The sequence below is a fragment of the Fibrobacter sp. UWB5 genome, assembly GCF_002210295.1.
Classification (GTDB): Bacteria; Fibrobacterota; Fibrobacteria; order Fibrobacterales; family Fibrobacteraceae; genus Fibrobacter.
The window spans coordinates 661,556-676,400 of the sequence record NZ_MWQH01000001.1 but is presented as its reverse complement, the minus strand read 5'-3'; the positions used below and the strand labels follow the sequence as shown (position 1 = coordinate 676,400).

The following is a 14,845-nucleotide window of genomic DNA, read 5'->3' as shown; positions in this document are numbered from 1 at the left end:
CACTTTATTTTTTAGCCCTTCTGAAGCCAAACGTCCTGGTAAACGTGTCGGAATCCTTCAGAGCCTCGGTGCGGTCACCATCGTCAGCCTTCGCCGGCAGGTAATCGCTCTTCGCCTCGGTATTGAACTTCGCAATGTAAGGCCCAGTACCGATCTTCTTGCCCGAAGCGCTTACAGGGTAATCTTCCGGAGCGCACCATTCCAGGTACAAGGTCATGGTACTGGCCGCCGAAATGTATTCCTGCATGGTCGAAGACATGAACGAATACGTCGCCTTGTTCACGTAGTGGCCGAGGTTGCTGAAGATATCCATTTCGAGGTTGACCTTGTAGTCTCGCTTGGCTTCGCCGAGTTCGGTCTTGTCGAGCACATCGGGCAAGGCGATTTCGATCATGAACGTCGGACCTGCATTGCGGTACCCCCTGATCGGAGCGCTAAACACATCGTGCAGTTTGCTGTCGCCTTCGGCAATCACAATCGTTTCTTCGTTCTTGTTAAGCGTCGTCAAGCGGAAGTTCACGTTCGGATCCAGCGGGATTCCACCGTAGTAAATGGAATCGGGGTTTCTGGACTTGGTCACGCCATCGACCGCCGTAATGGTGAACTTGATGTTAGACACCGTACCGGTCACAGGCACCCAAGGCGTTGCATAGCCCGGATACTGGCCCGCCATATCCTTGAAGTAACCCGTCTCGATATCCGAAATCAGGCGCACGGAGTCGGCAATCCAAATGGCTTCGTCATACTTGTGCCTGTAGCCCAGCTTTACCGTCGTCGAATTGGTCAGGTAGGTTACCGAGAGATTCGGGTTGCGGCTCGGGTTGAAGAACACACCCGCAGAACCGTCGCGGCTACGTTCCACCACGTACGGGTGGCCGGCAACAGTATCGAGCGGTTCAGACAGAGTCAAGGTCACGTAGTCACGGGAACCGTAAGAATCGTCGTCCACGTCAAAGCCCTGCCACACCGCCGTCATAATAATCGGCGGGCACTTGTCGACAACCGGATAGAACTTGTCAAAGAATCCGCCTTCGGGGCCAAGGCGCGGAGTCACACGGCCGTAGGTGCCGTACGGGCCTGTGGTTGCGCCGCGGGCAAATCCATTCACGGTATTGAACTTGATCGTAATGACAGACACCGTATCATTCTTGAGCACAGAATCAATCTTTACGACAGGCGTTGCGCCCGAAGAATCCACAGACGAGACCTTTTCCCAGCGTTCGCCGAATTCGAACGTATGTTCCCATTCCGGCTTCAGGTTCCTGATTTCGCCCTTCAAGCCCCATTCTACCACAAAGCTGTCGAGCATGTCCTTGTCGCGGAGCTTCTTGGCAAACTTCATGTAGAGTTCGTCGGCGTAGCCGTCGCCTTCGTTGTCGCGCATTTCGGCAAGCGTCACAGGTACCGGCCTCGGCGTTTCGACCACCTTGACTGTCTTACAGGCCAAGGACGGGTCGAGCAAGTTGTACGCATTGTCGGCCACGGAATTCGGCTTCACGGTGACAGTCACGCCTTCCTTGATAAACTGGCCGTTCGTGTTTCCAGAAAGCGCAAACATCCAGCTCTTGCCATCGTTACTGGTGGTAGCTCTACCCACCACGCTAAAGACAGCACCCGTAGCGCCCACAACTTCCAAGGGCCATTCCGTTTCAGACGCCAAGATCACCGGTTCGGTAAAGGCGACCATCAAGGTATCTTCCGGATATTCATGACCTTCGTTTTCAAGAATCGTCACGCTCAACAGCTGCGGCATAATGCCGTCGCCAATGGCCACCTTGGTCGCGTTGGTTGCACCTTCTGCCTTCAGGTAAACCGTCGCCTTTCCAGAGGGTGCCGCATTTTCGGCAATGCCAAGCGTTGCCGGCAAGTCGACTTGCACCTCGGACTTGTTGAGCGCCTTGGAGGCGTCTACCTTCAAGGTCACCGTGTCGGCCATGCCAGGCAAGAACACGCGAATGCTGTCGAAGCTATAGTCGCTAATGAGCGTGTTGCTGAACTCTACCAAGAGTTTGTCGGCCACGTTGTCGCAGTCGGTATCCTGGGCCAGCACCTTCGTGGGTTCGGGGTACTTGGCTTCGGCATAGAAGCTCTGCTTCGAGACATCTTCTTCGTCGTCCGGGTCCACGTAAATCACCTGGATGGTGTCGCCGGCAAAGAACGAAATCTGGTTGCCGTTTCTGGCTTCCGGCGCAACAGAAGTTGCCGTAATGGCAAATGCGCTCTTGAAGCTACCCGGGTTAGAGGCGTCTTCCACCATCTTCACCTTCAGGGTATCGCTCTTCTTGTTGTTCACAATCAGGACTTCGACCGGAGCAGAAGAACCCGCCTTGTCCTTGTCGTTCAGGTAAACATAGAAGCGAGTCTTGGACGGGTCGGCCGGCGATGTCACCGGGTTGCCAGCTTCATCCTTGATAGTGAGCGAGGACTGCGTCATGTTACCGCGAGTGAACTGCACGTAGTAATTGCGGTTAATGAATGCACAGCCGCCGTTTTCGGCACATTCTTCGCATTCCGGGTTCGCTCCTGCGAAAATCGTCAAGTCAATCTTGTTGCTACCGATCTTCATCTTCACAGGGATGTTCAAAGTCCAAAGTCCTGTCGAGTCAATAGCGCCGTTGCCACTCGTTACATTGTAATGTGCAATGTCAACATTGTTTTCGGCATCGATCAAGAAGATTTCGTCACCATGTCTCTGGATATACGTCTTGATTTCCTGGCCGTTCGCCCAGATGCGGGTAATATAGCCCTGTTCCGAAACCTGGGCATAGCCCCTCACGTACACGGTACTGCTGGTTTGGTCAATCTGCACGTAAGAACCGTCAGACACATTGAACGGAGCATCGAAATGGACATCCATTTCGTAATGGGCACGCTTGGTGGTCATTTCCTGATGGGACGGGCTATAACCCCAAATAAATTCATTCTTACGGTAAACTGTAATGAACTGGTTGATAGGAATATCCGTATCGAAATCGCCATAGTCCTTGCTTTCGACCGGCATACCCACATAATCAGCACCATCCACTAGGAATTTATGCGGTGCCCAAGACCAGTCGCCAGTGCTTACATCCAACTTTTTCTTCTGGCGTTGGCGGAGCGTTTCACAATGCACCCCATCATTTGTAAGGCCATAAGAGAAATCGAAATCCAATCGGATTCTAGAAGCGGACTTCATTTCTGTAGGACCGAGAGGTACCGGGAAGTAGTAAGACTTCTTGCCCGTTGCCGGATCGTAGGTATCGGGCAGCGGTACCGGCTGGGCATCTCTCATAAGCATGCGGACCGTATTACCGACGTCATTTCCGTTCTTGTCGAGGAGCGGATGGTTAAAGCCGGATTCGTCGTAAGCCTGCAAAATGTCCGTATCCACAAGGAAGGCGCAATTTTCAACTTCTTCGGGCGTAGCCGTAAAGTACAAACGCAATTCAAGACTATCGAACGGCCTTGATTCGTTATTGTAAATATTGAGATCCAAGGCATCGAGCCCGTTGTCCATATACTGGTAGGCACGGACGCTAAAGTCGTACCACATTACCGGCGTGGTGAACTTGAGCATATCACCCGTCTTATCGTTTACATTGGTGCGCTGTCCGTTACTTTCGACCATGTAATAGTAAGTCGTCTGTTCCTTAAGACCACCGATTTTTACGTAGTGGAACTTGGTCGGAATGCCAGACACATCGGCATTGCCTGCGCCACTGTTAAAGGCATAATCAGAGGGGTTCGTATGCGGAACCGTATCCCAATAAATCTTGGATTCGTATTCGCCGTTCGGGGTGTACCACATGATTTCGGCACTGTCGCCAAACAGGTTACACACGGTCACGTTCGTAATCTGGGCGCTTTCCACCGTATTGAGCGTGGTAAAGCTAAACGGAGTCTTGGTGCTATCGACCATGTACTTGGAGGTCTTGTTGTCCGGATTGTAAACGTTTGCACCCACAACATAGAAGTAGTACCCCGTTCCCGGTTGCAAGCCACGCAAAATAATTTCATGACGCACTCCCGCCGCATCGCTATCAGGAACAGCTGTCTCGGTCATTGCAGTTTCGCTAGTGCCGTAGTAAATGGTCGAAGTTCCACGTTTTGAAAGTTTGACCACCACAATGGCTGAGTCCGCACTCACGTGGCGGATTTCCACGTTAACATCAGGAGCTACGGTTCTATCAGATTTTTGAGCGACCAACATCGTACTTCCAATGAGTACCGCAGACGCATCAAGACAAGCTTCAGAAATTTTATAATTATCCCAACTCGCTTTACTTGAACCACCTTTACCTTCAGGGTCCCACGGTAGGTCTGCCCTAACGCCACCAAATAAAGCTCCAACAGGGGGTCTGTACTTGTAAGAGGCCCCTGGCATGTTCTTGCCTTCGGGGTTTGAGGCACGGTGGTGCGGGTGAGCATCGTTTTTGTCACCAATACCATAAATAAACGAAACATCCCAGGGGTTCATGCCTAGCATGTAGTTCAACTGGTTAATGCCCAACTGGAACATTTCGTCAGACTTCCAGTTTTGAACACCATTTTGAGGAAGTGCCACACCTTCCAAGTCCTTCGTCACATCAGCGTAAGTAAAAACGTCAATCGTGTTGCCCAACTGGTAACGGTTGTAAATCCACTCCTGCTGGGTTTTCATTGTGTACCAGATGGGTTCGTATTTCACCGTACCATCCGAAGTCCATCCACCACCCTTCGGCAAAACGATGGATTCTGTCGCGCCATCAGTGTAAGAAACCGCAGACACGTTGGTAGCCATAGTATAAGCCAAATCTTCTACATATTCCAAACGTCTATCGTTGCTAATACCGTAAGAAGCTGCAGTCGCTTCATCTTTAAGGATCAATTTATAGAACGCATACAAGGCAAACGTGAAGGTACTCGCCCAGTCCGTATTGGCACCATCTTTAAAGAAACTGGCCTGTTTGAAGGTGAACCACCCACCACGGAAGTATCCATAAGGATTACCATAGGCAAAGTCTTGTTTGCCTTGATCTCCGCGCAATGCGGGGTTTTCAGCGATATCGTAAAGGTAGGTCGTATCCTTGGTGGCGTAGAGCAAACCTACTGCACCAAGAGCCATGTCGTCATGGAAAATGGTAGAACCGTTATATGCCGGGGTGTTAAAAAGAGGAGTCGTATTGTACTTATACCCTGCTGTTTTACCAGTAGCAATATTTTTTCCGAATTCATACATCTTTTTAGCAACCATCAAGCAGCTATCGGCAAAGGGTTTATCATATTCGGCATAACTCCTAGCCAAAATAGCGAGGCCCGCAGCCGTTTCACCAGCAACAGAAGAACCAATTTCCCCCAAGCGAACGTGTCTAGTTAAAGGACCACCTCTGCTTATAGCCGGGTCCCCCTTGCTCGAATCCATTGGCAACTTGTCCTGGGTTTCCGGACGACCCCACCACATATGGTCAGGTTGGAAATCACCCACCGAAAGTGCCATATCATCAATCACGCCCTTGGCTCGTACATAGGCTTTAAGGACAAAATCAGCAGCATGTTTTACTTCGCGTAACATGTCCGGAATACCGTCGGTATTCACCGTTTCACCATGGTTAAAGGCGTAAACGTCATCGTCGGCATCGGGGTTCGTAGCCGTCATCACGGCGGCGACCGCCATGGCAAACATCTGCGTCTGGGATTCCTTCAAGTGGTCGCCGCAGTCATAGAAGCCACCAGCCAACGTTCCTGCCATAGCCTCGTTGACGCCCGAAATAAATTGAACACCTGCGTCTCCCTCTCCGGTAATCTTCGCAAGAGCGCCCATGCCATCCAAAGTATGGCTTGGCGGGTGGAACCAGGATTCGCTATTACCGCTACGGTTGATTCCGTAGAACTTAAGAGCGGCATTGCGAACCATGGAATAAACTTCATCACTTACAATGAACGTACTAGAAAGTTCATTCCCGACTTTAATGCGAAGACGGGTCTTGGTGGGAACCCCTGGCGGAATATGTCCAATTTGAATGGTTCCCGAAGGACCTGTAATGTTAACTTCGTAGCGCAGTTTATCTTGAGTTGCCGCATTGGTACCAGCAATGATACGCCAAGTAGAAGAAGTCGTCTTAGTGCTGGGCTGGAATGTACCCGTTACCTTCGGATCCAGGGATTTACCATCGATATCCACCACTTCGAAAGTAGATGCGTTACCCACATAGAAGAATTGCTTTTCAGGGTCCTTTTCCAAATAACCGGCCTGGTTCACACGAATCGGGGAGATATGCGTGTTCATGGCATCCAGGTAAGCCTGGTTCAAGGTATCGGGAATAAGGACATTCGGCATGTAAGAGGCCGGGGTGCGGTTCTTGGGCACCATGTTGTGCTTTATCGTAACCGTTGTGTCAAACTTGTCAAATACAGTGCTATCCCATGTAAGTGGGAAAATCGGACGGAGCAAGTCGTAAGGAGTAGGTTGTTCCTGAGTTGCCGCCATGGCAGTCACGGCAGACATTGCGATAAGCATCGCAAACACAAGACACTTCGTTTTAGGCACAATAGCCTCCTTTGTATACAACCAAATGGCGGATGCGGTCAGCACCCGTAAGCAAACGCCCAAATACACATTTTAAAAATAGATTTATTAGTCAAAAAGCGGTTGCGTGAAAATCATAAAATGTTCGCTTTTTGCTCTCAAAAACGGCAATTTTCAATGATTTGGGACACGCAGTTTCGTATAAAAGATTTTAGTAAGAAATATATAGAACAAAGTTTAAAATTGTTTACAGGCGAGCGGTGGAAAAGGAGATGCCGGACCTAGTCCGGCATGACAAAAAAAAGCAGGCATGACATGGTGGCAACAAAAAAAGGTCGGCACCCGTAGGTGTCGACCTCTGAAAATCTGTGGATTTTAAACCGCTAGATTAGTCCTTGCCGGTGAAGATAATCACGAGCACAGAGGCAACGAAGGCGGCAGACACGATCAGGAATTCCCACGGGTTTTCCATGATAGAGGTCTTGGCAGAACCGGCGGTGCTGTTTTCGAGAGCAGCCTGTTCTTCGGCCTTGGCCTTAGCTTCAGCTTCGGCAGCCTTCTTTTCTTCTTCGGCCTTGGCGAGAGCGGCGCTGTCGACCGGGGCTTCTTCGGCCTTGGCTTCGAGCACTTCGGCGCTATCGGCCTTGGCGGTGTCGGCGGCGGCTACGGCTTCAGCCGGAGCGGCGGCGGAGTCTGCCGGTGCGGCAGCAGCGGCAGCAGAATCAGCAGGAGCAGCAGCCGGAGCGGCAGCTTCGGCAGCCTTGGCGGTGTCGGCAGCGGCAGGAGCAGCGGCGGCAGCCGGGGCGGCGGCGGGAGCCGGTTCAGCCTTGGCGGCTTCGGCCTTCGGGGCTTCGGCAGGCTTGGCAGCTTCGGCCTTGGCAGGAGCGGCAGCCGGAGCAGCGGCAGGTGCGGCTTCAGCCTTAGCAGCAGCGGGGGCTTCGGCGGCAGGAGCGGCCTTAGCAGCCGGGGCGGCGTCCTTCTTGGCAGCCGGAGCGGCGAAAACAACAGCAGAGGCAAGCATAGTTGCCAACATGAGAGTCTTGATCTTCATAGTATCCTCTTCAGTTTAAACTTTTACGCTGTAAAAAATAGTACATATTTCGGTCGTCCGCCAACTTTTTTATAAAAAAAGTTCAAATTGTCCGCTATTTTCGTCTTTTCATCGGCTTTTTGCGATTTTTCGCACACTGCCGCAGGCAAAAAAGCTCCATTCAGACCGCCTTTTTAGGACGGAGGGGGCAAGAAATTTTAAATTACACGCATAAAAAAACATTCAACCTCAATTGTCTTCCCGGCCTTTGAGCCGGGACCTCCACTCCTAACCGAGAAAAAGACAACAACAACAACCTTAAAACAGGCTAACTACTATGGCATTCAAGTACGAAGCGACCGTGCAGCACGGTGAAGATACTACCGAATACGTAAACCTCGGCAAAGACGGCGTGACCGTCGCCGAATTCGAAGGCAAGAAGATCCTCAAGGTTTCCAAGGAAGCTTTGACCAAGATCGCCCAGGCAGCCTTTGAAGAAGTCGAATTCTGCCTGCGCCCGGCCCACACGGCCAAGGTCGCCAAGATTCTCCAGGATCCGGAAGCTTCGGATAACGACAAGTTTGTGGCCCTCACTATGCTCAAGAACGCCTGCGTGGCCGCCAAGGGCATCCTCCCCTTCTGCCAGGACACCGGTACGGCTATTTGCGTTGCCCACAAGGGCCAGCAGGTCTGGACAGGCTTTGACGACGCCGAAGCCATTTCGGAAGGCGTCTACAACGCCTACACCACCAAGAACCTTCGCTACAGCCAGATTGCACCGCTCACCATGTACGAAGAAAAGAACACGGGTTGCAACCTCCCGGCTCAGATCGACATCCACGCCGAAGAAGGTGCCGAAATGAAGTTCTTGTTCGTCGCTAAGGGCGGTGGCTCTGCCAACAAGACTTACTACTGGCCCATGACCAAGGCGCTCCTCAACCCCAAGTCCTTGGAAAAGTTCCTCGCTGAAAAGGTGAAGACGCTCGGTACTGCGGCATGCCCTCCGTACCACCTCGCTATCGTGATTGGCGGAACCTCTGCCGAAATGAACACCCACATGGTGAAGCTCGCTAGCTGCGGCTACCTCGACGATATTCCGACCAGCGGTTCCGAAGGCGGCCGCATTTTCCGCGACCTCGAAATGGAAGAAAAGGTTCTGCACATTTGCCAGAAGACAGGCATTGGCGCCCAGTTCGGCGGCAAGTACCTGGTGCACGATGTTCGCGTGATCCGCGCTCCGCGTCATGCTGCTAGCTGCCCGGTTTCTATCGGCGTGAGCTGCTCTGCTGACCGAAACATCAAGGCAAAGATTGACGAAAACGGCCTCTGGCTCGAAAAGATGGAACACCATCCGGAAAACTACATCCCGGCTGGCAACGCCGTGAACCTCGCTCCGGCAGTTGAAATCGATCTCGACCGCCCGATGAAGGAAGTGCTCGCCGACCTCACCAAGTATCCGGTGAAGACTCGCCTCAGCCTCAAGGGCACGATGATTGTGGCCCGCGACATGGCTCACGCAAAGATTGCCGAAATCTTCGACAAGCAGGAACGCGGCGAAGAACTCACCGACGAAGAAAAGACCGTGCTCAAGGTCGTGTCTGACCACCCGATTTACTACGCTGGCCCGGCCAAGACTCCGGCAGGCATGCCCACGGGTAGCTTCGGCCCGACGACGGCCAACCGCATGGACCCGTACGTGATGCGCTTCCAGAGCAAGGGTGCTTCGATGATCATGGTCGCGAAGGGCAACCGCTCTCAGGACGTGACTGACGCTTGCAAGAAGTACGGTGGATTCTTCCTCGGCTCTATCGGCGGTCCGGCAGCCATCCTCGCTGAACAGAACATCCTCAGCAACGATATCGTGGCTTTCCCGGAACTCGGCATGGAAGCCATCCGCAAGATCACCATCAAGGACTTCCCCGCCTTCATCCTTGTGGATGACAAGGGCAACAACTTCTTCGAAGGATTGATTTAAAAGATGTTGCCCTTGCGCCAAGCGGATGCGGCTCGTATTAACGAGCCGTAGAAGCGCGGAGTATTTGGCGTCGTAAGTTCTTTAATGCGATAGCCAAATACGGAGTCTCATTGGGGTAACAACTTCTTCGAAGGTCTCATTTAGTCAGATATCCACCCTTTCAATAGAAACGCCCCGCAAGCTAGAGCCTGCGGGGTGTTTTTGGGGTGTGTGGAGGTGTCTTATTTTGTCTTTACTGCTCGGACAATTTTATTGTTCGTTTTGATGACATAAATTCCGTTGGGAAGATTCATACGAACTTTATCCCATGCTCTATATATCGTCTTTTCATCTGCACGGAAAGTGATAACGCGATTTCCGAGAACGTCATATACGGTAGCCGTTTGTGGTGTTGAAGTGAAGTTGCTTTTGAATCTCGGCATTTGGGTGGTGGATTTTGCGATTGTAAATTCAATCCAGTCGAGATTGAAGTACGGCTTGTCAATCTTTATTTTTAGCACATGCGCACCTTCTGCAATTGCGGGCACGGAAACCACAACCGTTTCAAACGTCTTCCAGTCGCCGGTATTCGGGACCATCACGGTGACGACTTTTTTCTCGTCAACGAGTACGGAGAAGAATGTGCTATCGCTTGGGGAGGCGACGCGCGCCGTGAGCGTGAGCGAGTCGTTCTTGGACGCTTTTACCGTGTAACGTAACCAGTCATCGGCATAACCCCAGCCGTAAATGATGGCGCCTTCTGCGCTGTCGAGGCCTGCGTTGTCATCGCGGTAGAGGCTGTTTTCGTTTTCGATATCGCTGTCCAGGAATCCGCGGCCGTTGCCGCCTTTATCATAGTTCTCGACTTCGATTTTTCCGGGGATGGTAAGTGTATCTTTGAACGGTTCAATTTCGACTTTTTTGAAAATGTCAATTTTGCTTCCGTAACCGGCGGCAACGATGTTTGCCTGTACCAAATCGTCAACGGAATCGGGCGGGTTTCCGATGGTCATCACACCTTCGAAGAACGTTCCTGCACCGCCGTCGCTGCCGTCACCGCCATTGCCGAGCACGATGGCGCCTTGCAGCTTGCGTGGGCTGTAGCCTCTTTTGCGCGGTCCGTCCCACATGGTGTTGAGGGTTCCTTTTTGAGCGCTGCCGCCCTTGAGCTTGAACGTTCCGTCATTCGGTCCTTTGAGCATGGCGGTCACATAGTCTGCTTCAATAGAAAGTGCGTCTGGCCACGGTGTTGTATGGGTCTTGCCCCATTGCCAACCAGCATCGTTTCCCTTGAATACGCCGTCTTCCAAGTCGGCGGCAACCCACGGACCGTTTCCTTGTCCTGGACCGCCCCAGTCCTTGTCGCTTCCGAAGTAGATGCATTCCATGGTTCCAGGGCCGTCATCGTTACCGGTTGTTTCTGCATTTCCGTAGTTGAAACAGCACAAGTCGTTGTAATGTCTGCCGTCAACGACCATGTACATGGATTCTTCTTCGTCGCCGGTGGCTACACCTTTGGTATTGTTATTGCGGTAACCGGTGGCAGACCAGGCGTCGCGATAAAAGCCATAAGCCTTGCGCCCGTTAATGTAAATGGGAGCCTTGTCCGCAATCGCCTCTTTACCGCCTTCTTTAAGCCAGTATACCACGGGCGATTTTTTCAGGTCGTTCTTGTATTCCGACTGGTCGTAAATGATCGAGATGGTACACCTGGAACCTTTGCAGAATTCGTCTTGCACCGAGGAATTGACATACCCGCCCTTTTCTTCGAGCGGAATATCTTTAGTGGCTCCATCGGCTCGACGAACCTGGTACAGGTTGCCATTATACTCCCCGAAAAGCGCGCGCGTCAAACTATGCGCCGCCACGCACGGGGTGTTTGCCTTTGCGTAAATGTCACAGGGGCCTTCTTTGGCCAAGACCATGGTGGGCGCCACAAGCGCCAGCACTGTCAAAAATGAATTGTATTTCATCCCAACATCCCTCTTTTTTACCAACCAATATCAAATTACCTCTAAAACGGGCCAAAATCACGCCTTTGGAGATTCTTCTATTGCATTTTTGTCAAAAACGATTCGCTCTTTTTTTGCTTTTCGGCTCGAGAAAAGGTTATTTTATTGAATGGATCACTGTTTAGGGAACTAGCCTATGCTCAACATTGACGAAATAAGCGATTACAGGGACTTGCTCAAGAATTACTATACCCAGCGCAAGCTGGATATGCCGCTGTATTCCTATAAAATGATGGGCCAAAAGCTCGGGCTCGACACGAGTCAGGTTTTCCGCGTGCTGAACAAGGAACTGCACCTGCCGAACCGCAGCATTCCCTTGGCAAAAGACTTACTCGACTTGAAGGGCCGCAAGGGCGAACTTTTCGAAATCCTCGTTGCCGCCTCCAAGACCAAGTCCCCCGCCAAAAAGGACAAGCTTTACAAGATGGCGCTCGCCTTGCAAGATGTGGACTTGCGCAAGCTGAGTGCAAGCGAATACCTGTTCCTAAGCAAGTGGTGGATTCCCGTAGTGCGCGCCCTGATTGAAATGAACGGCGGGCATGCCGAAGTTTCGCACCTGGTCAAGCAGATTTCTCCGACGGTTTCCGAAGACCAAGTCCGCGAAGCCATAACCGTTTTGAAGGATTTAAAGCTCATTACGCCGCTTGCCTCGGAACGCTACGCCGCAACAACTGCTAACTTTACATCGGCAGGGTCAGCCACAAAGACCGCCGCCATCCGCAGCTACCAGAATCAACTTTTGGCGCTCGCGCAGAACTCCCTGATTGCAGTGGAACCTGCCAAGCGCAACATTTCTTCGCTGCTGGTGGGAGTCGATGAGGACTGCTTTGCCGACTTGAACGAAATGACTCTGGAGTTCAGGCGCCAGGTTCAACGCAGAGTGGCCGAGGTCAACAAGCCTACCCGCGCTATGCAGTTTGTATTTGCGCTTTACCCGGTGGCCGACATTTCTAACGATCCACGAACCAAGAAAGAGGGGTAAAACATGAAACGACAGTTTTTGCTACTCGCGTGTTTAGCGCCCCTGGCCTTTTGGGCTTGCTCCGACAAAGAAGTCGCGGGCATTAGTACCGTTGAAACCGAAAACGCCTTCTTGATTCAGATTGTCCGTGAAGATTCTAAACCGGCGGTGGGCGTTGTCGCCCGCATGCGCTCCGTGGACTTTGTTCAAAGCGTTTCTGAAAATAGCGGCAACGGGGATTCCGCGAAATCCGAATTCTTCGAGGAATTCAAAACCGATTCCTTGGGGCAAATCCGTATTGACAGCCTCGCTGTCGATGTCGCGACGATTGAAATTGTGGACGCCGGCGAAGGCCTGTTCACCAAGATTTCTGCCGAAGACATTCAAGAAGGCGATTCCGTACAGTACGCCCTCGAAAAAACGGGCAGCCTGCGCGGCAAGGTTTACTTGCCCGACAGCGTCGACTACGCCTGGGTGCAAGTGTACGGCACCGACCGTCTGGTTAAAACCGACAGCGAAGGCTTTTACGAAATGGATTCGCTGCCGCCGTACGAATACGACATGCGCGTGATCGTTGGCGACAGCATTATCGAACAGTCCGCGAAAATCGACGCCGGCGAGAATGTTTCTGCAAACGTGCGCACCTTCGAGCCCGACTCGGTCAAGGTGCTGGATTTTGAATCGGCAAGCGCCCAATTCACAATCAAGGAACTCGGCATCAGCGAAACGGGCTACATGTCTTCTACCGACACAAGCGTCAAGACGACTCCCGAAGTCGAAATCATTCCCGAAACCCGCAAAGACCTCTCGGATTTCATTGTCGAAGCGGGCGCAGACCGCGAAGGGAACGCTATTTATTGGGAGACTTCAGCAGCAAAGCCTGGTTCCTGGTCGTTCTACGGAATCTGGATTTGCAAGGAAGAATCGCCCTGCGACTTGTCCGCAACCGATTCTATCGTTTACTACGCTCGCGGCACAGGCGTCATCTCGATTATCCTGGAAACCTTGGGCGAATCAAACACCGAAGGCAAGACACTCGCCTACGACACGCTCAAGACTAGCGACGAGTGGACGCGCCGAGTTATAAAGCCCGAAAACTTCAAGCCCCGCGACGACAAGTACGGAAACCTCGGCTGGGAAGTCATCAGCGAGAACGTGACGACGATTTCGATCGCCGCCTACGACAGCACAGAATTCTGGATTGACGACGTCGTGTTCTACGGCATCAAGCCCAGCGACTTTACCGCCCGCTAGGGCAGTCCCACATGACGTTGTTTCTGCTTCTTGGGCTTGGATTCTTCCGGGCCCTTTTCTGCTTCGGCCTTGGCGGCTTCGGCTAGCAGCATTTCGAGCGACACGCGAGAGGCCTCCTGTTCGGCCTTCTTCTTGTTGCCACCCTGTCCGCGACCGTACACGCGGCCGTCCACATGGACTTCGACCGTGAACAACTTCTGGTGTTCCGGGCCCGATTCATCGACCACCACATATTCCGGCACCGTGCGGAACTTGCCCTGCAGGTATTCCAGCAGTTCGCTCTTGTGGTTGATAAAGTCTTCGGCAGAGATAATCTCTTGCACGCGCGGGAAATGGAACTTGTTCAGAATCACGCGGACTTCGTCGAGGCCGCCATCCAAATACACGGCGCCAAGAACCGCTTCGTAAGCGTCGGCCAGAATGCTTTCCTTGCCGCGGCCGCCGAGTTTTTCTTCGGCCTTGCCCACCTTCACGTATTCGCTCAGGCTCCATTCCTTGGACGACTGGGCGCAAGCATGTCCCGAGACGATGGCGCTCTTGCGCTTGGAAAGTTCACCTTCCGGGTCGTCGGGGTAAGTCTTGTAAAGGTATTCGGTGGTGAGCATGTTCAGCACGGAATCGCCCAGGAATTCCAGACGTTCGTTGTTGCTCACGTAAGGCAGGTCAGTACCTGTCAAGAATGAACGGTGCACCAGGGCGTGCGCCAAAAGTTCAGGATCCTTGAACCGGTACCCGAGCTTCGCCTCAAGCCCGCCGTCGGACTTCTGGCGAAACCAGAGTTTAAGCACTTTATGGAGGAGGTTGTTATCACTCATATCGTTATTCTAGTAAGGGGCAAAAAGAAAAGGGCAACCCGTTCCGGGCCACCCAATCCAGTTTCTTATCGAGAGAGGCTAATAAATTAAGCCTTCTTAGCTTCGATGAAGGCAACCACGTCGGCAACCTTGGCAAACTTTTCGGCGTCGGAGTCGAGGATTTCGACTTCGAATTCGTCTTCGAGGGCCATCACGAGTTCCACGCGGTCGAGGGAGTCGGCACCGAGGTCGTTACCGAATTCGGATTCCGGCTTCACATCTTCAGCCTTAACGCCGAGCTTGTCAACGATAACAGCGGTGACCTTCTTGAAAATTTCTTCGTTCATTGTAATCTC

8 protein-coding genes are annotated in these 14,845 nt (G+C 52.3%); 3 read left to right on the top strand and 5 right to left on the bottom strand.

Annotated elements, in window-relative coordinates:
• Nucleotides 1-4 precede the first annotated feature (4 nt).
• Together B7989_RS02865 and B7989_RS13945 are read right to left on the bottom strand one after the other, a co-directional pair.
• On the bottom strand, nt 5-6,505 hold the full coding sequence (locus B7989_RS02865) for a glycoside hydrolase family 9 protein (RefSeq protein ID WP_233144219.1): 6,501 nt from the start codon (nt 6,503-6,505) through the stop codon (nt 5-7).
• A gap of 367 nt (nt 6,506-6,872) precedes the next feature.
• Complete coding sequence (locus B7989_RS13945) at nt 6,873-7,535, bottom strand: hypothetical protein (protein ID WP_158212854.1); 663 nt, start codon at nt 7,533-7,535, stop codon at nt 6,873-6,875.
• Nucleotides 7,536-7,851: 316 nt separating this feature from the next.
• On the opposite strand from B7989_RS13945, the gene B7989_RS02850 reads away from it, so the two are divergent.
• Nucleotides 7,852-9,489, top strand: coding sequence for a fumarate hydratase (locus B7989_RS02850; protein ID WP_088627096.1), 1,638 nt, complete (start codon nt 7,852-7,854; stop codon nt 9,487-9,489).
• A gap of 221 nt (nt 9,490-9,710) precedes the next feature.
• Here B7989_RS02850 and B7989_RS02845 read toward each other — a convergent pair whose 3' ends face one another.
• Nucleotides 9,711-11,441 (bottom strand): arabinofuranosidase catalytic domain-containing protein, encoded by a 1,731-nt coding sequence (locus B7989_RS02845; protein WP_088627095.1) that lies wholly within the window; start codon nt 11,439-11,441, stop codon nt 9,711-9,713.
• A 175-nt stretch (nt 11,442-11,616) separates the two neighbouring features.
• Here B7989_RS02845 and B7989_RS02840 point away from each other — a divergent pair, with 175 nt between their 5' ends.
• Both B7989_RS02840 and B7989_RS02835 read left to right on the top strand, forming a co-directional pair.
• Nucleotides 11,617-12,462: a DUF4423 domain-containing protein gene (locus B7989_RS02840; protein WP_088627094.1), complete on the top strand. Its 846-nt coding sequence runs from the start codon at nt 11,617-11,619 to the stop codon at nt 12,460-12,462.
• Nucleotides 12,463-12,465: 3 nt separating this feature from the next.
• Complete coding sequence (locus B7989_RS02835; protein ID WP_088627093.1) at nt 12,466-13,695, top strand: hypothetical protein; 1,230 nt, start codon at nt 12,466-12,468, stop codon at nt 13,693-13,695.
• Here B7989_RS02835 and rnc read toward each other — a convergent pair.
• The gene (rnc, locus tag B7989_RS02830; protein WP_088627092.1) at nt 13,692-14,510 is read right to left on the bottom strand and encodes a ribonuclease III; all 819 of its coding nucleotides are present in this window, start codon (nt 14,508-14,510) and stop codon (nt 13,692-13,694) included. The two genes, B7989_RS02835 and rnc, sit on opposite strands and share 4 nt — an antisense overlap.
• An 86-nt stretch (nt 14,511-14,596) precedes the next feature.
• On the bottom strand, nt 14,597-14,836 hold the full coding sequence (gene acpP, locus B7989_RS02825) for an acyl carrier protein (RefSeq protein ID WP_072800986.1): 240 nt from the start codon (nt 14,834-14,836) through the stop codon (nt 14,597-14,599).
• Nucleotides 14,837-14,845 lie beyond the last annotated feature (9 nt).

Coding starts and splice junctions, on each gene's coding strand:
- B7989_RS02850 (WP_088627096.1), top strand. CDS start 7,852: ATGGCATTCAAGTACGAAGCGACCGTGCAGCACGGTGAAGATACTACC.
- B7989_RS02840 (WP_088627094.1), top strand. CDS start 11,617: ATGCTCAACATTGACGAAATAAGCGATTACAGGGACTTGCTCAAGAAT.
- acpP (WP_072800986.1), bottom strand. CDS start 14,836: ATGAACGAAGAAATTTTCAAGAAGGTCACCGCTGTTATCGTTGACAAG.
- B7989_RS02845 (WP_088627095.1), bottom strand. CDS start 11,441: ATGAAATACAATTCATTTTTGACAGTGCTGGCGCTTGTGGCGCCCACC.
- rnc (WP_088627092.1), bottom strand. CDS start 14,510: ATGAGTGATAACAACCTCCTCCATAAAGTGCTTAAACTCTGGTTTCGC.
- B7989_RS02835 (WP_088627093.1), top strand. CDS start 12,466: ATGAAACGACAGTTTTTGCTACTCGCGTGTTTAGCGCCCCTGGCCTTT.
- B7989_RS13945 (WP_158212854.1), bottom strand. CDS start 7,535: ATGAAGATCAAGACTCTCATGTTGGCAACTATGCTTGCCTCTGCTGTT.